This is a genomic window from Pseudoalteromonas sp. L1, from assembly GCF_021728095.1.
Classification (GTDB): Bacteria; Pseudomonadota; Gammaproteobacteria; order Enterobacterales; family Alteromonadaceae; genus Pseudoalteromonas.
Genome location: NZ_JAKKCT010000001.1, coordinates 453,581 through 478,940 on the forward strand (window position 1 = coordinate 453,581; position 25,360 = coordinate 478,940).

A 25,360-nucleotide genomic window follows, 5' to 3' on the forward strand; every position below is an offset into this window, starting at 1 on the left:
GTTAATCAGCCTTACGTTCTTTAAGCACTTGTCGCAGGCCATCACCCACTAAATTGGTGGACAGGACTGCTAAAAATAATAATACGCCTGGCAGGCCAACAGTCCAAGGGGCAAGATAAATTAAACCTAGGTTTTCAGCTAATATTGCTCCCCATTCCGTAGTGGGAGGTTGTGCACCTAACTTTAAAAAGCCTAGCGCTGAAATATCGAGTATTGCTGTTGACAGAGCCATGGTAAAAATAACCACGATATGCTCGTAAATATTTGGGAAAATACCACGTGCTAAAATATGCCAATTAGATGCGCCATCGAGTTTAAAAGCTGTAATGTAGTCTTTGCTTAGCTCTTCAACAATTAAATTCCTTACTGAGTGAATAAATTGTGGTAATAACGCTAAGATAATAGCCCAAACTGTATTCATTAAACCAGGGCCAAGAATTGCGATGATAATTATCGCCAGTAACAGCGATGGGATAGATAACGTGATATCGAGTAAGTGATTCAAAAAGCTTGAGCGAATACCACGACTAATACCAGCAAAAGTACCGACTAATACACCTATAACAGTGGTAATTAGTGCGGCAACAACAGATAAGCCAAAGGTATAAGTTGCCCCGTTCATTAAACGTGACAATACATCTCGGCCTAAATCGTCAGTACCTAACAAAAACCTAACATCGCCAGCATCATGCCAAGAAGGAGGTAGTAATAAAGCATCGCTATGCTGCTGATTCACGCCGTAAGGTGCAAGGAGTGGAGCGGATGCAGCAAGTAACGCAAGTGCTATAAACAGCCACAAACCAACTAGTGCAGGGTGATTTGTCTTAAACTTTCGCCAAAACCGCGCCAGTGGCGATTTATTCGACTCTTCAGAGAATAAATTAAACTTTGCCATGTGCTTGGTTCCGCGATAATGGATCGAATAACGTATAAGTCAGCTCAGCGACTATGGTAGCCAAAATAACAAACATAGACACAGCAAGTAAGCCACCTTGAATAGCAGGGTAGTCGCGTTGATAAATACTGTCGATAAGCCAACGACCAATCCCCGGCCAAGAGAAAATGACTTCCGTTATCATTGCCAGCGTTATCAAAGTACTAAACTGTAGACCAATTTGCTTGATTACAGGCAGTAATGCATTACGTAGTGCATGGTGGATAATTAGTTGCGCACGGTTTAAGCCTTTTGCACGGGCTGTTTTAATATAGCTTTGCTCGAGCACTTTGAGCATTGAATCACGAGTAAAACGAACCAATACTGTTGTTGGATACATGGCTAACACGATTGTTGGTAAGGTCAAGTGATGCAGCGCGTCTAAAAATGCCATGCCATGATAGGGGAAATCATCGGCAATAATATCAATGAGGATAAACCCCGTAACGGGTTCTATTTCGTACAGTAAACCCATCCGGCCTGACATTGGAAACCAGCCTAACTGCAGTGAAAACACCATAATTAGTAATAGGGCTAACCAAAATACGGGCATTGAATAGCCGACTAAGGTTCCTGAGTTAATTAATTTATCGGGCCAACGTTTATAATAAGCCGCTGCTAAAATCCCCCCAGGTACTCCCACAAGTACAGACACAATAAGTGCATATGTGCTTAGTTCAAGAGTCGCAGGAAACAAATCAATAATATGTGCGAAGACACTTTCTCCTGAGGCAAAAGAGATGCCCCAGTCACCCTGTATAATCCGTTCTAAAAATGCAAAATATTGTACTATGTAATTTTCAGTAAAATGAAATTTTGCCTCAAGCGCATTCGTTTGAGCAAATGTGCTATTGGTAACGCCGCTTAAGTTTGTCAGGGCGTCACCTGGGAATAAGAAGCTTAGCGAAAAAGTGAAGACACTTAATGTTAGCATCATAAATAATAATAGGGCTAAGCGGCGAAGAATATAGTCTAGAATCATTACTCCTTCCTCGCGTTAGCCAATGAAATGCCACCAAATGGGCTTAGACTAATACCTTTGACGTCGCTACTTGACGCTTGAAAACGCATACCGTGTGCAATCGGTAATATCGGCATTTCTTGAACAATTATCCGTTGTGCTTGGTTATAAAATTGTTTGCGCTTTTCTAAGTCGGTGGTGTCTAGAGCTTGAGTAAGCAGTAAATCGAACTCTGGATTACACCAGTTTGCAGGGTTTTTACCACTAAAAGTAGCAGTACAACTTAGTAACGGGCTCATAAAGTTATCAGGGTCAGGCGTATCGGCTGCCCATCCCAGTAGTACACTGTCGTGACGATGCTCACCAATGCGTTGTAAAAAGGTGTTCCATTCGTACTCTACAATACTGACATTAACGCCAATTTTACGTAAATCACTTTGCATCAATTCAGCCATTTTACGTGCATTTGGGTTGTAAATTCGGCTTACTGGCATGGCCCAAATATTCATATCAAAGCCATCTTTATAGCCCGCTTCGGCAAGTAAGGTTTTAGCAAGCTCAGGGTTAAACTCGGGCATCGCTTTTTGTGCTTCAAAAGCCCATGATGCTGGAGGCAATAATGATTGTGCTTTTATGCCATTTCCGTAATACACAGCCTGCATAATTTTATCTACATCAATAGCGCTAGCGAGGGCTTGTCGAACACGCACATCATCAAACGGTGGGCGTTCCGTATTGAAGGCCCAATAACCAATATTGAGGTTTTGCTCTTTTTGGACTTTGATATCTTCACGTTGTGACAAAATACTGAGCTGTGCGCTACTTGGGTGCGCAGTCACATCGCATTCTTTAGTGAGCATTTTCGCAACCCTCGTTGTCCCATTGGGTGTAATGTCATACACCAATTGCTCAAGCACGACGGGGTGTTTCCAATAATCAGGGTTACGATAGTAACGAATTAAGCGGTCACGACGGTATTCTTTATATACATAGGGACCTGTACCAACAGGGTATTGATCAAACAGGTTCTCTTGTTTGCGATCTTTGAGCTGCATAGCATATTCTTTCGATAGCACGACAGCAAAATCCGTGGCCAAATTCGCTAAAAAGCTACTTTCAGCGTTGTATAACTCAAACCGAACTTGGTAATCAGAAACACGCACAATGCGGCGAATTAATTGATCAATTCCCACACTTTGAAAATATGGGTAGTTAGCATCACCAACAAAATGGTAAGGGTTGTAAACATCGAATAGGCGACTGAAGGTAAAAATAACATCATCAGCATTAAAGTCTCGGGTTGGTGTAAAGTACCGAGTAGTGTGAAATTTTACTCCTTTACGAAGCATAAATGTGATGGCTTTACCATCAGGGCTAATCTTCCAATCAGTGGCAAGCTCTGCCTGAAACTCGGCAGAGACAGGGTCAATACTGAGCAAGCGGTCATATAATTGATTAGCAATAATATCAATAGTTGAACCAGTGGTTGTCACTTGCGGATTAAACGACACGGGATTAGCTTCAGCGCAATACACTAAGCCTTGGTTTTTTTGTTCTGTGGTTTTTTCTTCGCTATCTAGGCAGCCTACTAAGCACACCAAAGACAAAGCAAGTAACGGTTTAAACACCTGATTAGCCTCTAACTATTGCTGCTGATCTAATAAATTGTATTTTTTCAAATAGCCACGTAATTGATGATACGTTAATTCTAAGTGTTCTGCAGTTTTCTTTTGATTAAATTGACTATATTCCAGTGCTTTTTTTATCACATCAATTTCAAAGTCATTTGATAGCTGTTTTAAATTACAAGGAAATTGAATGTCAGGTTTATTGAGAATCACAGGTTCTTGATTTTGTGTTGTCACAATAGGTGCAGCTTCCACATTTGCAACAGGCGTACTGCTCACTGCGGCTTTAACGCGTTGTTTGGGTCTAAATTTACTCGCAAATGGGTCTAAAATAATCTGATGAACGGGAATATGTTCATTGCCATGACGGTATAAGCTACGTTCCACAACATTCTTTAATTCACGAATATTACCTGGCCAATCATAAGATTGCAGTGTTTCGATGGCGCTACGCGTAAAGCCACTGAATAATTCCCATTCGAGGTCGCGGGCCATATTTATCGCAAATTGCTCTGCAAGCAGCATGATATCTTCTTGGCGTTCACGCAGCGGAGGCAGGGTGATAACATCAAAAGCAAGGCGGTCGAGTAAATCGCTTCTGAATTCGCCTTGTTCAGCAAGGGTCGGCAAGTCTTCATTGGTTGCGCAAACTAGGCGGGTATCGACTTTAACAGTTTGCTTACCACCAACGCGTTCAAATTCGCCATATTCAATTACGCGCAAAAGCTTTTCTTGCACCATGGCTGAGGTATTCGCTAATTCATCAAGGAATAATGTGCCGCTATTGGCGCGTTCAAATCGGCCTTCATGACGTTTACTGGCACCGGTGAATGCACCGCTTTCATGACCAAATAGCTCACTTTCAAGCAGGTTTTCATTAAGAGCAGCACAATTTAGCTTTATGTAGTTTTGTTCCCAACGTTTAGATAAGAAATGTAAACGCGCTGCAATCAGTTCTTTACCTGTACCGCGTTCACCAATAATAAGCACAGGCTTATCAAGACTTGCCAGTTGTGAAACTTGGTCAAGTACACTTAAAAAACTGTCAGATTGGCCGAGTAAATTATCCTGTTGGCGAAATTGGCTCATATTCCCTAACTCTTAGTCATTTTTACTAAGATCTAGTGTATTTCATTATTTATGAGAACTAAAGAAATTTATAAATTTAGTTTAACTGTTTGAATATATTAAGTTATTCTGCATCTATAAAAGTTGGCAAGCATATTGATACTAGATATACCAACTGATTAAGTTAAAACACCAAAGAGGTAAATGTTATGGGAATTTTTTCACGTTTTGCAGACATCGTTAATTCTAATATCAATGCCATCTTAGATAAAGCAGAAGACCCAGAAAAAATGGTTCGTCTGATCATCCAAGAGATGGAAGATACATTAGTAGAAGTTCGCTCTACGTCAGCAAAAACACTTGCTGAGAAAAAAGAGCTGGTACGTCGCGTTGAAACTTTGAAAGTTCAAGTTGCAGACTGGCAAGAAAAAGCTGAATTAGCGCTCAGTAAAGACCGTGATGATTTAGCACGAGCAGCACTGATTGAAAAGCAAAAATCAGCAGATGCAGTGGCAGCAGTTGAAACTGAGCTTGAGCATGTAGAGTCTCACATTGAAAAACTACAGCAAGAAGTAAGTACGTTACAAGAGAAGCTAGCTGATGCAAAAGCGCGTCAAAAAGCAATCATCTTACGTCAACGCTCTGCTGAGTCACGTCTTGAGGTGAAAAAAGCGCTCGACAGCTCAAAAGTTGAAGATGCTTTAAACCGCTTCGAACGTTACGAAAACAAGATCGATGGTCTAGAATCACAAATAGAGTCTTATGATCTTGGTAAAAAATCATTATCAGATGAGATTGCAGGTCTTCAGCAAGACGAAAAGATTGATGATGAGTTAGCTGAGCTTAAGAAAAAGTTAGCAGATAAAAAATAATAAAATGGGGGCGTGTCCCCCAGTGCTTAAACACATAACGGATTGACAGGAGAGTATCATGTTCAACGCAGAAGTTTTGATGGCACCCATCATTGTATTTATGGTGGTGGTTGCCCCACTTTGGCTTATTCTACACTACCGTAGTAAAAAGCAAGTGAGCCAAGGTTTAAGTGAACACGAGCATCGCCAGCTACTAGAGCTTGCACAAAAAGCAGATAAAATGGCAGAGCGTGTTGAAACATTAGAAGCCTTACTTGATCAAGAGGCTCCGCAGTGGAGACGTAAAGTATGAGTACCAAACGCGAATTATTCAGAGACGCGGAGCGTGGTAAAATAGCCGGCGTGTGCGCGGGGATCAGCGACTACTTCAATATGGAGCTTTGGCTGGTACGTATTTTAGTTGTGACAGCAGTGTTATTATCGGGTGGTCCATTTATTGTTGTTGCTTACATTGCTGCGTGGTTTATTTTAGATAAAAAACCGGCTGAAAAAACAGTTAAAAACGCAGACAGCATTCACCAAGACCCGCTTGAAGTAAAATTTAAAGTATGGCAAAAAGGGGAACCACCTCGCCGTGCATTGCAAGATTTAAAAGATCGTCTTGCTCGAGTTGATGGTCGTTTACAAGAGATGGAACGCTATGTCACATCAACAGAATTTACGGTTAGCCGTGAAATCAACAAACTTTAAAGGATATAAACGCACCTTGTTTGCATCGTGATACCAAGCGCAAATAAGGTGCCAGACACTTTATGAGCCAATCATTCGCAAAGAACACCTTTAATTCATTAAAAAATAAAGCAGAAAAAGCACTTCACCGTAGTTTAGATCAACACGTGAAATTAGCTGTTACAGGGTTAAGTGGCAGCGGCAAAACTGCGTTTATTACCGCCTTGGTTAAACATTTAACCAGCCAAGCTGACGATAAAAACTTACCTTTTTTCGATGTGATGCGTGAAAAGCGTCATATCGCTACAAAAATAGTGCCGCAGCAAGCACTAACAATTCCGACATTTGACTACACGAATGCATTATCGGCGTTGTTACCTGTTGAAGGTGAGCCAACATGGCCTGCATCCACTGAGCGTATAAACACCTTACGTTTGGCAATTAAATACCAAAGTAACTCAGGGCTTCGTGGTCATTTTGCACCGCAATCAACGCTCTATTTAGACATTATTGATTACCCTGGTGAATGGTTACTCGATTTGCCAATGCTGGAGCAATCATTTGCTGATTGGTGTGAATTACAATACTCACTCTTACAGCAAACAGCCCGTAACGAAAAGGCTAAGCCATTTTTAACCGCCCTTGCTAAACTTGATTTATCAGCCAGTGTTGATGAGAGCAAGCTTGCTGATGTCGCAGCGCTTTATCAACAGTTATTGGTCGGCCTTAAAAAAGACACCAAGCTTGCTATGCTGCAACCTGGTCGTATGCTGATGCCCGGTGAGCTAAAAGGAGCACCATTACTGCAGTTTTTCCCAGTTGCGGATGTGTCTGACGACATAACCGAAGGGTCAAATTTAGCGCATCTTAAAAAGCGCTATAAAGCCTATGTAAAAGAGGTTGTAAAACCTTTTTACGAGCAGCATTTTCGTCATTTTGACCGACAAATTGTGCTGGTGGATGTGCTCAGTGCATTGAATGAAGGCAGCGAAACGCTGCATGAGCAAAGCCGTGTTATCAACCAATTGTTGGCGCATTTTAATTATGGTGAAGCGAGCTTCTTTAAACGTTTGTTTAAACCAAACATCGACAAGTTATTGTTTGCGGCCAATAAGTCAGACCATATTAGTGCCCAGTATCATAAAGATTTAGCATTATTGCTCGATTCAATCGTGCATGACCAAACGAATCATTTAAAGTTCGAAGGCGTGCAAATTGAAACCATGGCAATGTCATCTATCTGCGCTACAGAGCCGCGCCAAGTAGCTGAGAAAGGCCAACAGTTAGCCTGTATTTATGGCAAGCCTTTAGGCGAGCAAGAATGGCTGACGTATTTACCGCCGCAGCCACCGTCACGCCTTCTCAACAAACAAGAGTGGCCAAAACAAGGCTTTGAGTTTTTATCGTTTTCGCCACTTCCATGCCCTGATAAACGGTTAAAGCATATTCGTTTAGATCATGTCATGCAGTACCTGATAGGAGATAAACTAACATGAGTGAGCAACCAAAGGAGATGAACTTTCAGGCTGGTCGACGTATTTCAAGTTCTGCAAGCAATGAAGCTCCTGCAAAGGAGTTAACTGTTGCTAAAGTAATAGAGAACGCCGAATTTATTGATGCAGAAGAGGAACTGCAAGATAGCATTGAGCTTGAACCCGTGTATAAAAAGTCGAAATGGCAAACCCTAAAAGGGGTGTTTGTTGTTAGCTTTTTAGTTTTAGTGTTACTTGAGTTTGCTATGTCGCTGTTTGTGACGTTTCAGCAATCAATTATTTTAGGTTCGGTGTATCTAACAGCTGTTCTCAGTGGTGTGCTACTGATTGCCCGTGTTATTTGGCGCGAGTACCGTATGCTGAGAAGTTTAAAGCGTAATCAATTGCATCGCAGTGAAGCCGACCGCTTACTCAATAGCGAGCAAGTAGGTGAAGCACTGCCGTGGCTTGAAAAGCTTAATAAACATCAGGAGCTTACAGGGTTTGAAGAGTTTAAGCAGCAAATAGCGAGTCACCATACCGATAAAGAAATCATGACCTTATACGCCGATAGCTTATTGGTAAGCCAAGATCAACAAGCGAAAAAACTGATTAACCGTTTTGCCACTGAGTCAGCTTTATTAGTTGCGCTAAGTCCACTGGCTTTAGTCGATATGATGGCGGTGTTATGGCGTGGCACTAAGCTCATTGAGCAAATTGGCCGTATTTACGGTATTGGTTTTGGTTATGCAAGCCGTATTAAATTGTATCGCTTATTGGTTAAGCAAGTGTTGTTTGTTGGCAGTGCAGAGTTGGTATCAGATCTAGCTGCCACGGCACTAAGTGCTGAATTGCTGGGGAAATTGTCGGGCCGTGCAGCACAAGGTCTAAGTGCAGGTATTTTTACTGCGCGCATAGGCTATAAAGCCATGGAGCTTAGCCGTCCGTTACCTCGCTTGGAACATAAACGCAGCTTGCTAAAAGAAACCGCTAATAGTATTGCCCGTAAAATTGCTTCACGTACCAGTGATAAAGAGACCGAAAACACAAAATGACAACTTTTGTGTACAGTTAATAAAAATGGCTGAGTGATATTTAGCCATCTGAGCATCCGGCATGCTTGTGCATTGTGGGTATCTACGTTTTATTTATGAGTATGAAGTACTGATAATAAAAACGAGAACACACAATGACTAAGCATCACTTACATACACAATGTATTCATGGTCCAGAAAAACCAAATGACCCACATGGCGCACTGAGTGCGCCACTTTACCAAACCTCTACCTTCGCATTTGCTAATGCAGCCCAAGGTGCAGCCCGATTTGCCGGTGAAGAGCAGGGCTTTATTTATACCCGTTTAGGTAACCCGACAACGCAAGAGCTAGAACAAAAAGTAGCCCAGTTAGAAAACTGTGAAGCAGCCGCTGCCACAGCGACCGGTATGGGAGCCGTCTCTGCATCTGTGCTTAGCTTTTTACAACAAGGTGACCACCTAGTGGCATCAAGTGCGTTATACGGTTGTACCTTTGCATTTTTTGCTCACATGTTGCCGCGCTTTGGGATCGAAGTCACTTTTGTTGATATGACTAACGAAGCTGAACTACGTGGCGCGGTTAAAGCAAATTCAAAAATGATTTTTGCAGAAACACCAATCAATCCGACCATGGCGGTGCTTGATTTAAATTTAATTGCCGACGTTGCCAAGCAGCACCAACTGATAAGCGTTATCGACAATACCTTCTTAACACCTTTGCTACAGCAACCTACTTCGTTTGGCATTGATATTGTGGTGCACAGTGCAACTAAATACCTAAATGGCCATGGTGATGTGGTGGCAGGGCTTGTGTGTGGCACAGAGGAACATATCAACCTGATAAAAATGACGGTGTTAAAAGATATTGGTGCAACGATTAGCCCTCATGATGCATGGTTAATTAATCGTGGTTTAAAAACTCTCGCTGTACGAATGGAGCGTCACTGCACCAGTGCGCAAGTCGTCGCTGAATATTTAGAGCAACACCCGTTAGTGAGCCAAGTATATTACCCTGGGCTTAAATCACACCCAGGTCATAAATTTATTGGCTCACAGATGAAAGCGGCCGGTGGTGTAATTGCCTTTGAAATAAAGGGTAACCTAGAAGATGGTGAAACATTTATAAATAACACCCAGCTTTGCACCCTTGCGGTCAGTTTAGGGGATGCTGAAACGCTCATTCAACACCCTGCATCAATGACCCATTCGCCTTATACACCCGAAGAAAGAGCAGCCGCAGGTATTAGTGACGGTTTAATTCGCTTATCAGTTGGTTTAGAAGATGTTAACGATATAATTAACGATCTCAAAACTGCATTTACATTTATTGGTTAGCGTGTAATTTAAGGTTTACAGTAATTTGGTCTTCAACCTCTTTATTTTTGGGTTGTGTAAACTTCCCGATCTTTTTGTGTAATCTTAAGTTTACAGTTGGGTTGTTTTTGAAAGTCTCGGAAACAACCCTAGCTATTAAACTTTTGCTTACTTTTAAATAGTATCAACCAACAAGTTAATGAAACTCTGATCGATGCTGATCACGATTTAACGAAGAAGGTTATTATGGCTAAAGCAAGTAATTACACCTCCAAGCAACCTGATGAAAATGGGGTTATCCATTGGAGCGAAGAAGAAAATAAAATATGGTCTGAGCTCGTTGCTCGCCAGCTCGCTTGCATCGAAGGTAAAGCCTGTGATGAATATTTAGCAGGTCTTAAGAAAATCAATTTACCAACAGATCGTATTCCACAACTCAGTGAGCTTAATGATGTGCTGCTTGAGGCTACGGGGTGGCAAGTTGCCCCTGTACCAGCTCTGATCGATTTTGATGAGTTTTTCCGTTTATTAGCAAACAAGCAGTTCCCAGTTGCGACGTTTATTCGCAGCCGTGAAGAGTTTGACTACTTACAAGAGCCAGATATCTTCCATGAGATTTTTGGTCACTGCGCCATGCTAACTAACCCTGCATTTGCTGAGTTTACTCACAAATACGGCCAGTTAGGCTATGCCGCTGAAAAGAAAGATCGTGTTTATTTAGCGCGTCTTTACTGGTTTACTGTTGAGTTTGGTTTGATGCAAACTGAGCAAGGCCTGCGTATTTATGGTGGTGGTATTTTATCGAGTCCTGGCGAAACACAATATGTATATTCAGATAAGCCAGAAATCAATGCAATGGATGTATTAGATGTGCTACGTACACCTTATCGTATTGATATAATGCAACCAGTGTACTACACCATAAGCTCAATCAATGACTTATTCGATATTTCACAAATGGATATCATGTCGCTGGTGAGTAAAGCAAAAGAATTAGGGCTACATGAGCCAAAGTTTCCACCTAAAGAAAAATTAGCAAGTTAAGGATTTATAATGTCTTCATTAAGCACACAAAAGTGTGAAGCGTGTCGTGCGGATGCGCCTAAAGTATCTGATGCTGAATTAGCAGAATTGATCAAAATGATCCCAGATTGGGTTCCTGAAGTGCGCGACGGCATTATGCAATTAGAGCGTGTTTACAAGTTTAAAAACTTCAAGCAAGCACTTGAGTTCACGAATAAAGTGGGCGATATGGCCGAAGAAGAGGGCCATCACCCAGGTCTTTTAACCGAGTGGGGTAAAGTAACTGTTACTTGGTGGAGTCATTCAATCAAAGGCTTACACAAAAACGATTTTATTTGTGCGGCTAAAACAGACGACGTATTCGCTGCATTATAAAAAGCACCTCTAAAACTTTTAAAGGCGTAATCGCAAGATTACGCCTTTTTGCTTTTGCAAAGGGGAAAAAGTAACATGATGAGAGTTTTAAGGAATACTATGAAAAATAAAAGTTTATTAATTTCTACTCTGTTTATTTTTTTACCTCTTATCGATAGTTTGTTTGTTCCTCAAGTGTTTGGTATTCAATGGCATAGCCCCAAAATGATGTATCAGATAGGGGTTTATCTGATGTTTATAAAATTACTGATGGTGATAGTGGGTATTTTTATTCTTCTTAAACATGAAAGATTACTCTATCAAGATACAAAACCTATTCGTTTGATTCGTCTGTTATCTTTTATCTTCGCAGGGTTGCAAGTGGTGATAATGGCATCTGTTTGTTTTTGGTATTTAGTGGCAGGCACTCAGGCAAAGCATTTTAAGCAGCAACAACATATTAATGTTTTTACTGCAGATTATGGTGTTTTTGCTGATGTTTATCATCACTTTACTTATCTTTGTTATGACAAACAGGGTTTTTATCATCAAGAACCAATAGCTTCATTACAATGGCTAGGGGAATTTAGTTTTACTGTGAATCAAGATGAATTAATTATTCATCATGAAGATAGCTTGGGTGAGCACAGCAAACATATCTCACTGCAAGGTTTTAATTGTTCTTAATGCAATTAATACCTTTGCTCTTATCAGACATTTCGTAAATTAATTTTTTTTCGTACTAAACATTTCATTTACATACATTGTTTCTATACTTTGTTTAAGCACCCTATCAAGGACTCTTAATGCAGTGGACGCAACGTTAAACAGAGAGAACGTTATGTTTACTAAGTTAAAGTTAAATACCCAGCTGTACCTAGCCTTTGGTGCAATGGTCCTTCTTCTTGGTGTTGTTAGTGTTGTTGCACTTATCGCACTTAATTCTGGATACGAAAATTTTGTAGATTATCGTGCAAATGCGCGTGATAGTAATATTTCAGGTCGAATCCAATCAAATGTTTTAAGTCTTCGCTTAAGTGCCCTTAAGTACTTAAAAGATCAGAACCAAGCGAGTATTAATGAATTTACTAATCGCTACCAATTACTAAATGATCTCATTCAATCTGGAAAGCGGCAGTTTAATGATGCAAACAAGGTTAAAGCGATCACAACCATAGAGCAAGAGGCGTTAACTTATAAATCAGCCTTTGAAAAAATTGTTAACCTCGTTAATAAGCGAAATGAAGTCGTATCCAACATGCTTGATGCTAATGGTAAATATATGCGAGAGAGGATCAGTGAAATAATCCAATTAAGTATGCAAAAAAATGATGTTCCAGCTTTGTTTTACAGCTCACAATTACAAGAGTCACTCCTGTTAGGTCGTTTGTATGCCGCTAAGTTTCTTGTCAATAACACGCAAGAAGAACTTAATAGGGCGAAGCAAGAGTTTACAGTTTTATTGGATAGGCTAGAGAGTTTGGCAAAAACAGTGAGTGGCAATAAAGAGCAAACGTTACTCGCAGATATAAAACTCAGAACCAATGAATACATTGAAGGCTTAGTGCTTGTTAACGAAGCAATTAGCGAGCGTAACACGGTGATATCAGGTACCTTAGATAAGATAGGCCCTGCAATTGCCGAGCAAATAGAGCAAATAAAGTTAGCCAGTCAAAATCGTCAAGATGAAATAGGCCCGATGCTACAAGCTAGCAGCAAAAATGCAATTAATACGATTTTAGTATTTTCGCTAATTATTATTGCTGTAGGTATTTTCTTAAGTATCTTTATATCTCGGCTCATAAAAGCGCCTATTGGTGGCGAGCCAAGCGAGATAGCTCGTATTGTTCAATCAATAGCACAAGGAGATTTAACCTATCGTTTCAGTCAGCAGGGTAATGAAACGGGTATTTATTTAGCGATGCGGGACATGGTGTCTAAACTTAATGAAATGCTCACCCAAATCAGTGACTCAACGACTCAAGTTTCGCAAACTTCGCAAGAGTTAACTACCATCACAACAAATTCTAAGACAGGTGCTGAACATCAATCAGACCAACTGACGCAAACAGCCACAGCAATGCATGAAATGTCTGCAACAATCAATGAAATAACCCAAAGTGCGCAATTAGCAGCAGAGGCAGCTACAAAAGCAGATAACGAGGTTTTAACAGGCACACAAGTGGTCTCGCAAACGCATGCTGCGATGGGAGAGCTTGTAGAAACCATGCTTCATGTTAGTAAAACCATTGCTAATTTAGAGGCTGAAACAGAATCTGTTGGCTCAATACTGGATGTGATCAGAGGGATAGCGGATCAAACTAATCTACTTGCTTTGAATGCAGCAATTGAAGCTGCTAGAGCAGGAGAGCAAGGACGCGGGTTCGCAGTTGTTGCTGATGAGGTTCGCTCATTAGCTAGTCGTACTCAACAGAGCACCGAAGAAATACAAGTGATGATTTCAAACTTACAAAATGAAGCGAAGAAATCAGTAGACTCAATGAAAGAAAATATGGTCAGTGTTGAGCAAACTGCAGAAAAAACAGAGCAAACAGGCAGCGTGCTTGAACAAATATCGCAATCAGTAGGGACCATTAAAGATATGAATGTACAAATAGCGAGTGCGTCTGAAGAGCAAAATGTTGTCAGTCAGCAAATTAGTGAAAGTGTGCAGCATGTGAATGAGAAAGCACATGAAACAATGGATGGAGCAGAGCAAGCTGCTGCTATTGCTGATGGACTGGCCCAAACAGCGCTGGAACTTGATCAGATTGTGAAGCAATTTAAAGTTGCTTAAAAGCGCTTATTCAAGCCAGCTTTTGCTGGCTTGAATAATGCTACACCGGTTAAATCACAGAGATACAAGCTAGCTTGGCTTGTTAATCTTTACGTGTATCTAACATATCATCATGTTTTTCTAGATCCCAAGGAAGATCGCCAGGGCTGTTATCTAAAAAGTGTAAGTAGTTTTCAAATTGGTCGAGAATATCTTTTACAACATCATTTTCTTCAAAGCCATAAATATCGTATGACAACCCACCGCGACGTAAAAACACTTCTGCACGATAATACAGTTGCGATTCACTATCTGCAGCGGCGGGTTCGGCATATGCGAAGCTCGGTTTAGCATGCTCGGTAAGCCTAATATCGTATACAAAGTCGACATGATGATGACGTGTTACTGTTAGATATGCTCGGCCAATATCAGTGTCAACATCAACAGAGGCTTGCCAATTACGGTTAATTAGCTCGCTTTGCACTTCTTTCATTGCAGTTACAACAATCTTATTTATAAATGCATACACCTCTTGCTTATTAGGGTAATCAATCATTGCTTTTAAGCGATGTTTCCACAGAGAAAGGTCTAAATTTTTATTAATGAGCGTATGAGCTTGTAGACTCACATCTCGGTGGCCCTCAATGCGAAGAGCACGCCATAGTCCCGCACAGGCAAGTAGCATAATAATAGCAAAGGGCAGGGCACTGGCTATGGTCATCGTTTGAAGTGCTTTAAGGCCACCGGCTAAAAGTAATACCGCAGCAACAGCACCTTCGAGTACAGCCCAAAAAACTCGCTGCCAAGCAGGGGTATGAATACTGCCGCCTGATGCTAATGAATCAATAACTAATGAACCCGAGTCAGATGATGTCACGAAGAACGTGATAATCAAAATAACAGTTAAGAAAGAGGCAAATGATGAAAGCGGTAACGCATTGAATAATTGAAATAAAGCAACAGCGTGATTTGCTTCAACATCAGTAATAAGTGAATTTAACCCTTCGTTCATTATCAAGTTTAATGCTGTGTCACCAAAAATGGAAAACCATAAAAAAGTAAATAAACTTGGCACTAACATGACACCCACAACAAACTGTCTGATTGTTCTACCACGACTTATTTTTGCTATAAACATACCAACAAAAGGGGCCCAAGCGATAGTCCAGCCAAAGATAAATAGTGTCCAATTTCCTATCCAGTCACTGCGGGTATATGCTTGCAAGTTAAAGGTTCTTTCTACAATTCCACTTAAGTAGCTACCTGTATTTTGTAAAAATGATTCTAAGATATGGATACTTGAACCAACAAAAAACACAAACATCATTAACGTTATTGCGATAGCCATATTGAGTATAGATAAGCGTTTTACTCCCTTATCTAACCCCGCAACTACCGATATAGTTGCAGCACCGGTTATGACGGCGATTGTAATAATTTGCACTGTTGCATTAATGGGAATACCTTCCCACAAATAATGTAAGCCTGCATTGATTTGAGTAACAGATAAACCCAATGTGGTTGCAATCCCGAACAGGGTTCCCAAAATTGCAAATATATCGACGCAATGACCAATAGGGCCATGGATCTTATCACCAATTAGCGGATATAAGGCTGAGCGAATGGATAACGGAAGACCATGGCGAAATGCAAAGTAGGCAAGAACAAGACCGACGACGCCATAAATTGCCCAAATGTGGAAGCCCCAGTGAAAAAATGCGATTTGCATCGCTTGCTTTGCTGCATCAATAGTTTCTGCTGCGCCACTAGGCGGTGAGGAATAGTGAAGAACAGGCTCTGCAACACCGAAGTAAAGAAGTGCTACACCATAGCCTGCTGAGAAGAGCATAGCAAACCACTCTAATGAGCTATATTCAGGTTCTGCGTGAGCGGGGCCTAACTTTATATTACCCCAGCTAGAGGCTGCTATGGATACTATAAATACTAGGAATACCGCAACAGATAACATATAAAACCAGCCGAAGGTTTCTGTTATCCAAGATAGCGTTACTGAAAATGCTTTACCTGCTTGTTCAGGGTCACTGATTGTACCAAGCACAAGTAAAAAGATAATAGAGACTGCCGGTAAAAATACGGGTAGTAAAATAGTTGAGCGTAAGGTTTTTCTTGCCATAAATAAATCCTTTATTTTAAAGCTAACTTTAAGCGTACTTATCAACTACCTTATTGGATCAAATAATGAATAGCTAGTTATAAAGGATTGTTTTTGAATATATTGATTGCTTTTCCAGTATTAAGGGGGAGTTAATAAAGATGTACTACGCGAATCAAAATAAGTGTATTCATCTTAACGGGTAGACTTTAGTTTAGGAGTACACAACTCGTACTAGATAGTATGAATAAAGTAGCTCCTAATTCACTATTTAAGCCTTCGTTTAAGAGATTAATTTAAAGCTCACCTTGCACCTCAACTTCTTGACCTGTTTGTAATTGTTCAGCACCTCGAATATTAACCATATCGCCGGCACTAAAAATCACTTCAGTGAGATAAACAGTGGGTCAGAAGTAACGCCGAATAGCAGTAAATACGCGATGAAGTGTGTATTTGAAATAAGATGTAACAATTTAAGGAATAAAACTTAAAGCGACGAGTATAAAAAAGCGCCAACCATTATGGCTAGCGCTGTAATGAAAATCGGTTATTGCAAGCAGTTACTCGTCAATTGAACGAAGGAGGGCATTAATACCCACTTTTTCGCGAGTTTGTTGATCAACTTTTTTCACTATGATGGCAGCGTAAAGGCTGTGTGAACCATCTTTTGAAGGCAATGAGCCTGGTACAACAACTGCGCCGGCAGGTACGCGACCGTAATGGATCTCACCTGTTTCACGGTCATAAATGCGCGTACTTTGGCTGATATAAACACCCATTGAAATAACTGCACCTTCTTCAACGACAACACCTTCAACAATCTCAGAGCGTGCGCCAATAAAGCAGTTGTCTTCGATAATCGTAGGGTTTGCTTGTAGTGGTTCAAGTACGCCACCTATGCCTACACCACCAGATAAGTGTACGTTTTTACCAATTTGAGCACACGAGCCAACGGTTGCCCATGTATCAACCATCGTCCCTTCATCAACGTAAGCGCCGATGTTGACATAAGATGGCATGAGTACCACGTTTTTACCTACGAAACTCCCTTTACGAGCAACTGCATTTGGCACAACACGCATGCCACCTTGCTGGAATTGCTCTGGTGTGTAGTCGCTAAATTTAAGTGGTACTTTGTCGTAAAACTGATTAACACCATCGTTCATTGGCTGGTTATCACGAATACGAAAAGATAATAGCACTGCTTTTTTTAGCCATTGATGTACAACCCACTCACCGCTGATTTTTTCAGCAACACGCGCAGCGCCGCTATCAAGTAGTTCAAGTGCGTCGATAATAGCTTGTTTTACGTCGCTTGATACCGTGCTTGGGCTGATGCTATCGCGGTTGTCCCAGGCGTTTTCGATCATGGTTTTTAAATCTGACATAAGGTCCTCTTATTCGGTTTCTGCGTTGAGTTTTTTACGCAATGCTTGATGAATTTTTGCTTGTTCTTCGTCTGTTAATGCTTGGTATTCGTTATTTGATACCACGAAGAAATCTTCTGCACGTTCACCTACAGTGGTGATCCGTGCGGCATGAATATGTAATAAGTGTGCTTGAAACACTTCGGCAATTTTCGTGAGTAACCCAGGGATATCCACGGCCTGAATTTCGATTAAACTGCGATCTTTTCGGGCATGTGGTCGAAGCACAATTTTGGGTTTAATATTAAAGTCTTTAAAACGCTGTGAGCGGTTCTTCTTAAAACGGATTTTCTTTTTAGGGTCACTAATTGCAGCGTCTAGTGCACGTTTAATTCCTTGCGCACGGTTACTGGCAATTGGATCGCCATTCACTTCCAGAATAACAAAACTAAACAGCACATAACCGTCTTTCGTTGTGAGGACTTGTGCATGTTGAATTTGTGCTTTTTTTGAGCCGATGACACTAACTAAACGAGCGAACAGCCCGCCTGAGTATGGACTATAAGCAAATACTTGCGTTCCCCCATGCATGGCGGTATCAGATACCATCACACTGGGCTGGCTTAAGTCCTCACAACTGAGTAAGTGTTCGGTGTGCCACGAAATTTGTTGTTCACTAAAAGCGGTAAAGTAATTGGCTTTAAAACGACTCCAAATTAAGTCGATCTGATCTTCGTTACAGCCGTGGTTCAATAAGCGTTGTTTAGCTTGTTGTTTTTTATCACGAATTTGGTCACGTTGATCCATCGGGTTTTCAAGCCCTAAACGAAGTGCGCGCTGGGTGTGTAAATAAAGCTCTCGTAGTAGGGTATTTTTCCAATCGTTCCACAAGTTATCGTTGGTGGCACGAATATCGGCTAATGTTAAACAATATAAGTAATCGAGTTGACGCTCCGTTTTTACTTTGCTGGCAAAGTCTTTAATGACATCAGGGTCATTGATATCTTTACGCTGCGCCGTGACCGACATGAGTAAATGATTAGCAACAAGCCACGAAATGAGTTTACCATCGGACGCAGGAAAGCGATGAAGCTTAGCAAAGGCAAGGGCGTCTACAGAGCCAAGCTCTGAGTGATCGCCACCACGACCTTTGGCAATATCATGGAAAATACCTGCTAAATAAAGTAGCTCAGGTTTATCCATGCGCGTGACAATTTCACTACATAGCGGAAACTCGCTGACTTTTGATTTATCAAAATACTTGTAAATATTGTTGATTAATTTATGCGTGTGCTCATCCACGGTGTAAGCATGAAAGAGGTCAAACTGCATTTGTCCAAAAATATTTCGCCATTGCGGTAAATAGGCTGCAATCATGCCGTGCTTGTGCATAAGCGTGAATGCACGACCCATGCCGTTAGGATGCTTAACAAGTCGTAAAAATGCTTCGCGGCAGGCTGCGTAATCTTGTAAATCACCGAGTAAGCGGCGTCGTACTTGGCGCATTGTACGTATGGTACTTGGGTAAATATGGGTGATTTCAGGGTTGTCAGCAATATGCTCGAACAACACAAATAGTTGATCACGGCGGAAAAACACCGATGGGTTTTTTACCCGAATTTGATGACCAATACGCTCAAAGTTACGATCGAGCTCAACGACAGGTAACTCACCTGCGCCAGGTAAAATGCTTTGCTCAAAGTATGAAAGCAGCATTTGATTAAGCTCACGTACGCGGCTCATAATTCGGAATAAGCGTTTCATCATGCGCTCTACGGAAGCTTTACCATCACTACCAAAACCAAGTATTTCAGCAGCGTGAGGTTGATGATCAAACAATAAGCGGTTTTCAGAGCGTCCTGCGGCTATATGCAATGCAAATCGAATATTCCATAAGTTCTCTAAGCATTCAGAGAGCTCTTGATATTCTTCGTGAGTAAGATAGCCGTGATTAATGAGCTCTTGTAATGTTTCTGCTCTAAAGTGTTTTTTTGCCACCCATATAATGGTTTGTAAATCACGTAAACCACCCGGGTTTTCTTTAATATTCGGCTCAAGGTTATAGGCTGTGCCGTGACACTTTTTATGACGTAAATTCTGTTCTTGCACTTTCGCCAAAAAGAATTCATCAGAGCGCCAAATGGGTGTATCGACTAAATGTCTTTTGAGCTTTTCAAACTCAATATGATTACCGAAAATGAGTCGGCTTTCGAGTAAGCTGGTGGCAAACGTCACGTCTTCGCGCTTTTGTTCTAATGCTTGTTCTATGGTACGAACGCTGTGACCAATTTCTAAGTTGAGATCCCAAAGCATAGTGACGAATTGACCAATCTTTTCACACACCGCATCACTTGGCTGCTCGCTTACTAGCAACATAAAGTCGATGTCGGAGTAGGGGTGCAATTCGCCACGGCCATAACCACCTACTGCGATAAGGGCCAAATCACTTTCGTGCGCAAGGTCATAGTCATGAAACAGTTTAATCAATAAGCGATCGATAAACTCAGCGCGGGCATTGATTAAGTTGCTGACGGGTTGTTTAGAAAATTCGTTCTGAAGCCATTTGTAAAAATAACTTGAACAGTCGCGATAGTCGCTAAGTTGCTCAGCTTGGCTAAGCAACTTCTTTACTTTATTGGGTAATGCCACAGGGGCTGGCTCCTAGTGTTCGATGATCCTGTCAATAGTATCATCTGATCGGAGCGTTAAAATTTCAACACCATTTTCAGTCACTAACAGCGTATGTTCCCACTGTGCAGACAATGAACGGTCTTTTGTTACGACAGTCCAGTCATCTTTAAGCAACTTACATTGGCGTTTACCCGCATTAACCATAGGTTCGATTGTTAAGCACATGCCCGCTTTTAATACTTCACCAGTACCTGCTTTGCCATAGTGCATAACTTGTGGCTCTTCGTGGAACTCTGCACCAATACCGTGACCACAGTATTCACGTACAATCGAATAGCTAAAGCTTTCAGCATATTTTTGAATCGCAGCACCAATGTCACCTAAGCGAACGCCAGGTTTTACCATTTTAATGGCAAGGTACAGGCTTTCTTGAGTTACTTCAGCAAGGCGCTTACCTTGGATATTAGGTGTACCAACATGGAACATTTTAGATGTATCGCCATGGTAACCGTCTTTGATTACAGTTACATCAATATTGACGCTGTCACCTTCTTTAAGTGGTTTGTCATTTGGGATACCGTGACAAATTACATGGTTCACTGAGGTACAAATTGATTTTGGGAAACCGTGATAGTTAAGTGGTGCTGGAATAGCATCTTGAACGTTAACAATATAATCGTGACAAATTGTATTTAGTTCATCTGTGGTTACACCTGGCACCACATGCGGTTCAATCATTTCAAGTACCTCGGCGGCTAAGCGCCCGGCAACACGCATTTTTTCGATTTCTTCAGGGGTCTTGATCACAGCACTCATTGAGGCTCCAAAGTTGTTTTTTAGGTCATTTTTCAGTGCACAAATTTTGCACTGAATGTTGAGTTTTCAATTTTAATATGGTATAAAGCGCGCCGTCTTTTTACAAATAAATTCTTAACTGATTTTTTGTATTTAAGGCAAACACAATTTTATTTTAACACACACACGTATCGTCACATACACTTGGGTGCACATAAGTTACAAATTAGCTTAGGTGTTGGTGCTATGGGATATGTGGAGGCCTAACCCTAAACTATTAGAGGAATTTACAAATGGCAAACGTTTCAATGCGCGATATGCTTCAAGCTGGTGTTCACTTTGGTCACCAGGCACGTTACTGGAATCCTAAGATGAAGCCTTTCATCTTCGGCGCTCGTAACCGTGTTCATATCATCAACCTAGAGCAAACTGTACCAATGTTCAACGAAGCACTTAAGTTCTTATCGAACGCAGCTTCTAACAAAGGTAAAGTACTTTTCGTTGGTACTAAGCGCGCAGCAAGCGAAGCAGTTAAAGAAGCAGCTCTTCAAAGCGAGCAGTTCTACGTAAACCACCGTTGGTTAGGTGGTATGTTGACTAACTGGAAAACAGTTCGTCAATCAATCAAGCGTCTTAAAGATCTTGAAGCGCAAAGCCAAGACGGTACTTTCGAGAAGTTAACTAAGAAAGAAGCGTTAATGCTAACTCGTGAAATGGAAAAGCTTGAAAAGAGCCTTGGTGGTATCAAAGACATGGGTGGTCTTCCTGACGCACTTTTCGTTATCGATGCAGACCACGAGCACATCGCTATCCGTGAAGCTAACAACCTAGGTATTCCAGTTGTTGCTATCGTTGATACTAACTCTAACCCAGACGGCGTTGATTACGTTGTTCCTGGTAACGATGATGCGATCCGTGCTATCCAACTTTACACTGGCGCTGTATCAGCTGCGATCACTGAAGGTCGTGAGAACAACATCGTTGCTCAAGCTGAGAAAGACGATTTCGTAGAAGCTGAGTAATTAGCTGTCATCAAGTCTTCATCTTAATTAAGGTGAAGACTTGTTATTCTTGTTAAGCGGCCCATACCGCTTCCCTAATAACAGAATTCAATTGAGGATATTCTAATGGCTGTAACTGCTGCCCTAGTTAAAGAATTACGCGAGCGTACTGGCGCTGGCATGATGGATTGTAAAAAAGCGTTAACTGAAACTAACGGTGACATCGAGTTAGCGATCGAAAACATGCGTAAGAGCGGTGCTGCAAAGGCTGCTAAAAAAGCTGGTAACATCGCTGCTGAAGGTACAATCTTAATCAAAGAAGGTAACGGTTTCGCTGCGCTTCTTGAAGTTAACTGTCAAACTGACTTCGTTGCTAAAGATTCAAACTTCCTTGGTTTCGCTAACCAAGTTCTTGACGCTGCTGCAGAATCTAAAGCAGACATCGATGCGCTTAAAGCACAGTTCGAAGAAACGCGTGTTGCACTAGTTGCTAAAATTGGTGAAAACATCAATGTTCGTCGCGTTGAGTACATCGATGGTGACAAACTTTCTTCATACCGTCACGGCGACCGTATCGGTGTTGTTGTAGTTGGTGAAGCTGACGAAGAAACACTTAAGCAAGTTGCTATGCACGTAGCTGCGTCTAAGCCTGAGTTTGTTAACCCAGAAGACGTACCAGCTGACGTTGTTGAGAAAGAAAAAGCAGTTCAAATCGATATCGCGATGAACGAAGGCAAGCCTGCTGAAATCGCTGAGAAGATGGTTGTTGGCCGTATGAAAAAATTCACTGGTGAGATCTCTCTTACTGGTCAAGCTTTCATCATGGAGCCTAAGAAGACTGTTGGCGAAATTCTTAAAGAGAAAGGCGCAACTGTTTCTAACTTCATCCGTTTAGAAGTAGGTGAAGGTATCGAGCGTAAAGAAGAAGATTTCGCTGCTGAAGTAGCTGCACAAATCGCTGCTGCAAAAGGCGAGTAATTTTCTGCTTGAGTGATGCAGGCGAAATTAGATGAAATTAATCTGCTATTAGCTTTTGCGTCACTGATGAAAATTCTTTAAAATAACCGCGTTTTATGTGTAACCATAGCGCGGTTATTTTTTATCTCATTACTAAGGCTGGCCCAAATATTATGACTATCAATCGTAAACCTATTTTTAGACGTGTTCTTCTTAAACTTAGCGGTGAAGCATTAATGGGAGACGAAGGCTTCGGCATCGACCCGAAAGTACTTGACCGTATGGCTCAAGAAATTAAAGAACTTGTAGAACTCGACGTAGAAGTAGGTTTGGTTATCGGCGGCGGTAACTTCTTACGTGGTGGTTCATTAGCAGAAGCAGGCATGAACCGCGTAGTGGGTGACCACATGGGAATGTTAGCAACAGTAATGAATGGCTTGGCAATGCGTGATGCACTACACCGTGCATTTGTAAATTGCCGCTTAATGTCAGCTATTCCACTAAATGGTGTGTGTGATGCTTATAACTGGGCTGAAGCAATCAGCTTATTAAAATCTGGCCGCGTAGTTATTTTCTCAGCGGGCACGGGTAATCCGTTCTTTACTACTGATTCTGCCGCGTGTTTACGTGGTATCGAAATCGAAGCTGATACAGTTATCAAAGCGACAAAAGTGGACGGTGTTTATTCTGATGACCCAGTGAAAAATCCAGAAGCTACACTATATCGCCACTTGAGCTACAATGAAATCATTGAAAAAGAATTAAAGGTTATGGACTTAGCTGCATTCACTCTTGCACGAGATCATAAAATGCCTTTAAGCGTATTTAATATGAACAAATCTGGCGCGTTGAAACGTGTTATTATGGGTGAAGATGAAGGAACACTTATTTCTTCACAAGCCTCAGATGAAATAAATAAATAGATTATTAGGATTGAACCGTGATTAACGATATCAAAAAAGATGCGTCAGAGCGCATGCAAAAAAGTGTTGCGGCACTAGGCAGTCAATTATCTAAAATTCGCACAGGCCGTGCTCACCCTGCGTTACTTGATGGTATTCAAGTATCTTACTATGGTGCTGATACACCGTTAAACCAAGTTGCAAACGTAACAATTGAAGACTCGCGTACACTTGCTATTAGCGTGTTCGACAAGTCACTAGCACAAGCTGTAGAAAAAGCGATCATGGCTTCAGACTTAGGCTTAAACCCTATGTCTGCAGGTACAGTTATTCGTGTTCCACTTCCTCCACTTACAGAAGAGCGTCGTAAAGACCTAATTAAAATCGTACGTGGCGAAGTTGAAGGTGGCCGTGTTGCGGTACGTAACATCCGTCGTGATGCGAATGGCGACATTAAGAGCTTATTGAAAGATAAAGACATTTCTGAAGATGAAGCGCGTCAAGCAGAAGATGAAATTCAAAAGCTTACTGATAAGTTCATTAAAGAAATGGATACACAATTAACAGCGAAAGAAGCTGAATTGATGGAAATCTAATACGTCCTGTTTATCTTTCAGACACTCATCCTGAATAGGTAATAGGCATAACTAAATTTATTAGTTTTGAAACGCCGTCTAGGGTATACTAGACGGCGTTTTTTTATGGAATACTCGATATTTATGGTTCTTAACGCTGATAAAATTTCCCAGCAAAGTTTGCCTAAGCATGTCGCTATAATCATGGATGGTAACGGTCGATGGGCGCAAGCTAAAAATCGTCCACGTGTTTACGGGCACAAAAAGGGCGTTGATGCGGTGCGTCAATCTGTTCAATTTTGTACTCGCTTAGGTATTCAGTCATTAACACTATTTGCGTTTAGTAGTGAAAATTGGCGCCGCCCAGAGGACGAAGTAAATACACTTATGGAGTTGTTTTTATTCGTACTGGGCAAAGAAGTAAAAAAACTTCATAAAAATAATGTAAAACTAAATATCATTGGTGATTTATCACGTTTTTCTGAAGGTTTACGACACAAAGTAGATGCTGCACACGAACTTACCCGCAACAATACTGGGTTAGAATTAAATGTCGCGGCTAATTATGGTGGTCGTTGGGATATTACCAATGCCGCAACACAGCTTGCGAAGAAAGTCGCTGCAGGTGAATTAGCTGCAGATGAAATTACTGAGCAGCATATGAACGACCACATGAGTATGGCAGGTCAGGTGGAACTTGATTTGATGATCCGTACTGGTGGCGACTTACGCATTAGTAACTTTCTTTTGTGGCAAGCTGCTTATGCTGAGCTTTACTTTACAGATACGCTTTGGCCAGATTTTAATGAAGCTGCTTTTGCTGACGCTATCGCTTGTTACGTTGCCAGAGAGCGACGATTTGGTTGTACCGGTGAACAAATAAAACAATTACTCGCCGAAACCTAATTACTA

The 25,360-nt window shown here is 41.3% G+C and carries 23 protein-coding genes; 15 read left to right on the forward strand and 8 right to left on the reverse strand.

Annotated elements, in window-relative coordinates:
* Position 1: 1 nt before the first annotated feature.
* The 4 genes from L3V38_RS02100 to pspF are packed head-to-tail and all read right to left on the reverse strand — an operon-like array spanning position 2 to position 4,612.
* Positions 2-895, reverse strand: coding sequence for an ABC transporter permease subunit (locus L3V38_RS02100; protein ID WP_130150589.1), 894 nt, complete (start codon positions 893-895; stop codon positions 2-4).
* Entirely contained in the window at positions 882-1,916 is a 1,035-nt protein-coding gene (locus L3V38_RS02105; RefSeq protein WP_130150590.1) for an ABC transporter permease, read from the reverse strand. The genes L3V38_RS02100 and L3V38_RS02105 overlap by 14 nt, the downstream gene beginning before the upstream one ends.
* Positions 1,916-3,493, reverse strand: a complete 1,578-nt coding sequence (locus tag L3V38_RS02110; RefSeq protein WP_237118750.1) for an ABC transporter substrate-binding protein — start codon at positions 3,491-3,493, stop codon at positions 1,916-1,918. Before L3V38_RS02110 ends, L3V38_RS02105 begins: the two co-directional genes overlap by 1 nt.
* A 45-nt stretch (positions 3,494-3,538) precedes the next feature.
* Positions 3,539-4,612, reverse strand: a complete 1,074-nt coding sequence (gene pspF, locus L3V38_RS02115) for a phage shock protein operon transcriptional activator (RefSeq protein WP_130150592.1) — start codon at positions 4,610-4,612, stop codon at positions 3,539-3,541.
* Between the two features lie 188 nt (positions 4,613-4,800).
* On the opposite strand from pspF, the gene pspA reads away from it, so the two are divergent.
* From pspA to L3V38_RS02165, 10 genes are all read left to right on the forward strand, one after another.
* On the forward strand, positions 4,801-5,463 hold the full coding sequence (gene pspA / locus L3V38_RS02120) for a phage shock protein PspA (protein WP_062569861.1): 663 nt from the start codon (positions 4,801-4,803) through the stop codon (positions 5,461-5,463).
* A gap of 58 nt (positions 5,464-5,521) precedes the next feature.
* Positions 5,522-5,755 carry an envelope stress response membrane protein PspB gene (gene pspB / locus L3V38_RS02125; protein ID WP_130150593.1) on the forward strand — a complete coding sequence of 78 codons (234 nt, stop codon included), beginning with the start codon at positions 5,522-5,524 and terminating at the stop codon, positions 5,753-5,755.
* Positions 5,752-6,153, forward strand: a complete 402-nt coding sequence (gene pspC, locus L3V38_RS02130; RefSeq protein ID WP_062569862.1) for an envelope stress response membrane protein PspC — start codon at positions 5,752-5,754, stop codon at positions 6,151-6,153. Before pspB ends, pspC begins: the two co-directional genes overlap by 4 nt.
* A 62-nt stretch (positions 6,154-6,215) precedes the next feature.
* Positions 6,216-7,628, forward strand: coding sequence for a YcjX family protein (locus L3V38_RS02135; RefSeq protein ID WP_237118216.1), 1,413 nt, complete (start codon positions 6,216-6,218; stop codon positions 7,626-7,628).
* Positions 7,625-8,659 (forward strand): YcjF family protein, encoded by a 1,035-nt coding sequence (locus L3V38_RS02140; protein ID WP_237118217.1) that lies wholly within the window; start codon positions 7,625-7,627, stop codon positions 8,657-8,659. The genes L3V38_RS02135 and L3V38_RS02140 overlap by 4 nt, the downstream gene beginning before the upstream one ends.
* Positions 8,660-8,793: 134 nt before the next feature.
* The gene (gene megL, locus L3V38_RS02145) at positions 8,794-9,975 is read left to right on the forward strand and encodes a methionine gamma-lyase (RefSeq protein ID WP_237118218.1); all 1,182 of its coding nucleotides are present in this window, start codon (positions 8,794-8,796) and stop codon (positions 9,973-9,975) included.
* 189 nt (positions 9,976-10,164) lie between these two features.
* On the forward strand, positions 10,165-10,998 hold the full coding sequence (gene phhA / locus L3V38_RS02150; RefSeq protein WP_346729896.1) for a phenylalanine 4-monooxygenase: 834 nt from the start codon (positions 10,165-10,167) through the stop codon (positions 10,996-10,998).
* 9 nt (positions 10,999-11,007) lie between these two features.
* Positions 11,008-11,352: a 4a-hydroxytetrahydrobiopterin dehydratase gene (locus tag L3V38_RS02155; protein WP_036969771.1), complete on the forward strand. Its 345-nt coding sequence runs from the start codon at positions 11,008-11,010 to the stop codon at positions 11,350-11,352.
* 99 nt (positions 11,353-11,451) lie between these two features.
* Positions 11,452-12,018, forward strand: a complete 567-nt coding sequence (locus L3V38_RS02160) for a hypothetical protein (RefSeq protein ID WP_237118220.1) — start codon at positions 11,452-11,454, stop codon at positions 12,016-12,018.
* Positions 12,019-12,172: 154 nt separating this feature from the next.
* On the forward strand, positions 12,173-14,128 hold the full coding sequence (locus L3V38_RS02165) for a methyl-accepting chemotaxis protein (RefSeq protein ID WP_237118221.1): 1,956 nt from the start codon (positions 12,173-12,175) through the stop codon (positions 14,126-14,128).
* An 82-nt stretch (positions 14,129-14,210) separates the two neighbouring features.
* Here the strand turns inward: L3V38_RS02165 and L3V38_RS02170 are convergent, their stop codons facing one another.
* From L3V38_RS02170 to map, 4 genes are all read right to left on the reverse strand, one after another.
* Positions 14,211-16,241, reverse strand: coding sequence for a BCCT family transporter (locus L3V38_RS02170; RefSeq protein WP_237118222.1), 2,031 nt, complete (start codon positions 16,239-16,241; stop codon positions 14,211-14,213).
* Between the two features lie 539 nt (positions 16,242-16,780).
* Positions 16,781-17,608, reverse strand: coding sequence for a 2,3,4,5-tetrahydropyridine-2,6-dicarboxylate N-succinyltransferase (gene dapD, locus L3V38_RS02175; protein ID WP_130150603.1), 828 nt, complete (start codon positions 17,606-17,608; stop codon positions 16,781-16,783).
* 9 nt (positions 17,609-17,617) lie between these two features.
* Positions 17,618-20,236 (reverse strand): [protein-PII] uridylyltransferase, encoded by a 2,619-nt coding sequence (glnD, locus tag L3V38_RS02180; protein WP_237118223.1) that lies wholly within the window; start codon positions 20,234-20,236, stop codon positions 17,618-17,620.
* Between the two features lie 12 nt (positions 20,237-20,248).
* A complete protein-coding gene (gene map, locus L3V38_RS02185) occupies positions 20,249-21,070 on the reverse strand; it encodes a type I methionyl aminopeptidase (RefSeq protein WP_267136299.1) in 822 nt (273 codons plus the stop codon).
* A gap of 236 nt (positions 21,071-21,306) precedes the next feature.
* Between map and rpsB the strand changes: the two genes are divergently transcribed.
* From rpsB to L3V38_RS02210, 5 genes are all read left to right on the forward strand, one after another.
* Entirely contained in the window at positions 21,307-22,035 is a 729-nt protein-coding gene (gene rpsB / locus L3V38_RS02190; protein WP_062569873.1) for a 30S ribosomal protein S2, read from the forward strand.
* Between the two features lie 105 nt (positions 22,036-22,140).
* Positions 22,141-22,992: a translation elongation factor Ts gene (gene tsf, locus L3V38_RS02195; protein ID WP_130150606.1), complete on the forward strand. Its 852-nt coding sequence runs from the start codon at positions 22,141-22,143 to the stop codon at positions 22,990-22,992.
* A 152-nt stretch (positions 22,993-23,144) separates the two neighbouring features.
* The gene (pyrH, locus tag L3V38_RS02200) at positions 23,145-23,894 is read left to right on the forward strand and encodes a UMP kinase (protein WP_062570043.1); all 750 of its coding nucleotides are present in this window, start codon (positions 23,145-23,147) and stop codon (positions 23,892-23,894) included.
* 17 nt (positions 23,895-23,911) lie between these two features.
* Positions 23,912-24,469 carry a ribosome recycling factor gene (frr, locus tag L3V38_RS02205; protein ID WP_130150607.1) on the forward strand — a complete coding sequence of 186 codons (558 nt, stop codon included), beginning with the start codon at positions 23,912-23,914 and terminating at the stop codon, positions 24,467-24,469.
* Between the two features lie 105 nt (positions 24,470-24,574).
* Positions 24,575-25,354: an isoprenyl transferase gene (locus L3V38_RS02210; RefSeq protein WP_130150608.1), complete on the forward strand. Its 780-nt coding sequence runs from the start codon at positions 24,575-24,577 to the stop codon at positions 25,352-25,354.
* Positions 25,355-25,360: the final 6 nt, after the last annotated feature.

What these genes read in the sequence shown, in the direction of transcription:
- L3V38_RS02155 (WP_036969771.1), top strand. Translation starts at nt 11,008, where the DNA reads ATGTCTTCATTAAGCACACAAAAGTGTGAAGCGTGTCGTGCGGATGCG.
- L3V38_RS02105 (WP_130150590.1), bottom strand. Translation starts at nt 1,916, where the DNA reads ATGATTCTAGACTATATTCTTCGCCGCTTAGCCCTATTATTATTTATG.
- L3V38_RS02160 (WP_237118220.1), top strand. Translation starts at nt 11,452, where the DNA reads ATGAAAAATAAAAGTTTATTAATTTCTACTCTGTTTATTTTTTTACCT.
- megL (WP_237118218.1), top strand. Translation starts at nt 8,794, where the DNA reads ATGACTAAGCATCACTTACATACACAATGTATTCATGGTCCAGAAAAA.
- L3V38_RS02170 (WP_237118222.1), bottom strand. Translation starts at nt 16,241, where the DNA reads ATGGCAAGAAAAACCTTACGCTCAACTATTTTACTACCCGTATTTTTA.
- L3V38_RS02135 (WP_237118216.1), top strand. Translation starts at nt 6,216, where the DNA reads ATGAGCCAATCATTCGCAAAGAACACCTTTAATTCATTAAAAAATAAA.
- pspC (WP_062569862.1), top strand. Translation starts at nt 5,752, where the DNA reads ATGAGTACCAAACGCGAATTATTCAGAGACGCGGAGCGTGGTAAAATA.
- L3V38_RS02140 (WP_237118217.1), top strand. Translation starts at nt 7,625, where the DNA reads ATGAGTGAGCAACCAAAGGAGATGAACTTTCAGGCTGGTCGACGTATT.
- rpsB (WP_062569873.1), top strand. Translation starts at nt 21,307, where the DNA reads ATGGCAAACGTTTCAATGCGCGATATGCTTCAAGCTGGTGTTCACTTT.
- pspA (WP_062569861.1), top strand. Translation starts at nt 4,801, where the DNA reads ATGGGAATTTTTTCACGTTTTGCAGACATCGTTAATTCTAATATCAAT.
- L3V38_RS02210 (WP_130150608.1), top strand. Translation starts at nt 24,575, where the DNA reads ATGGAATACTCGATATTTATGGTTCTTAACGCTGATAAAATTTCCCAG.
- pspB (WP_130150593.1), top strand. Translation starts at nt 5,522, where the DNA reads ATGTTCAACGCAGAAGTTTTGATGGCACCCATCATTGTATTTATGGTG.
- L3V38_RS02165 (WP_237118221.1), top strand. Translation starts at nt 12,173, where the DNA reads ATGTTTACTAAGTTAAAGTTAAATACCCAGCTGTACCTAGCCTTTGGT.
- pyrH (WP_062570043.1), top strand. Translation starts at nt 23,145, where the DNA reads ATGACTATCAATCGTAAACCTATTTTTAGACGTGTTCTTCTTAAACTT.
- L3V38_RS02100 (WP_130150589.1), bottom strand. Translation starts at nt 895, where the DNA reads ATGGCAAAGTTTAATTTATTCTCTGAAGAGTCGAATAAATCGCCACTG.
- pspF (WP_130150592.1), bottom strand. Translation starts at nt 4,612, where the DNA reads ATGAGCCAATTTCGCCAACAGGATAATTTACTCGGCCAATCTGACAGT.
- tsf (WP_130150606.1), top strand. Translation starts at nt 22,141, where the DNA reads ATGGCTGTAACTGCTGCCCTAGTTAAAGAATTACGCGAGCGTACTGGC.
- dapD (WP_130150603.1), bottom strand. Translation starts at nt 17,608, where the DNA reads ATGTCAGATTTAAAAACCATGATCGAAAACGCCTGGGACAACCGCGAT.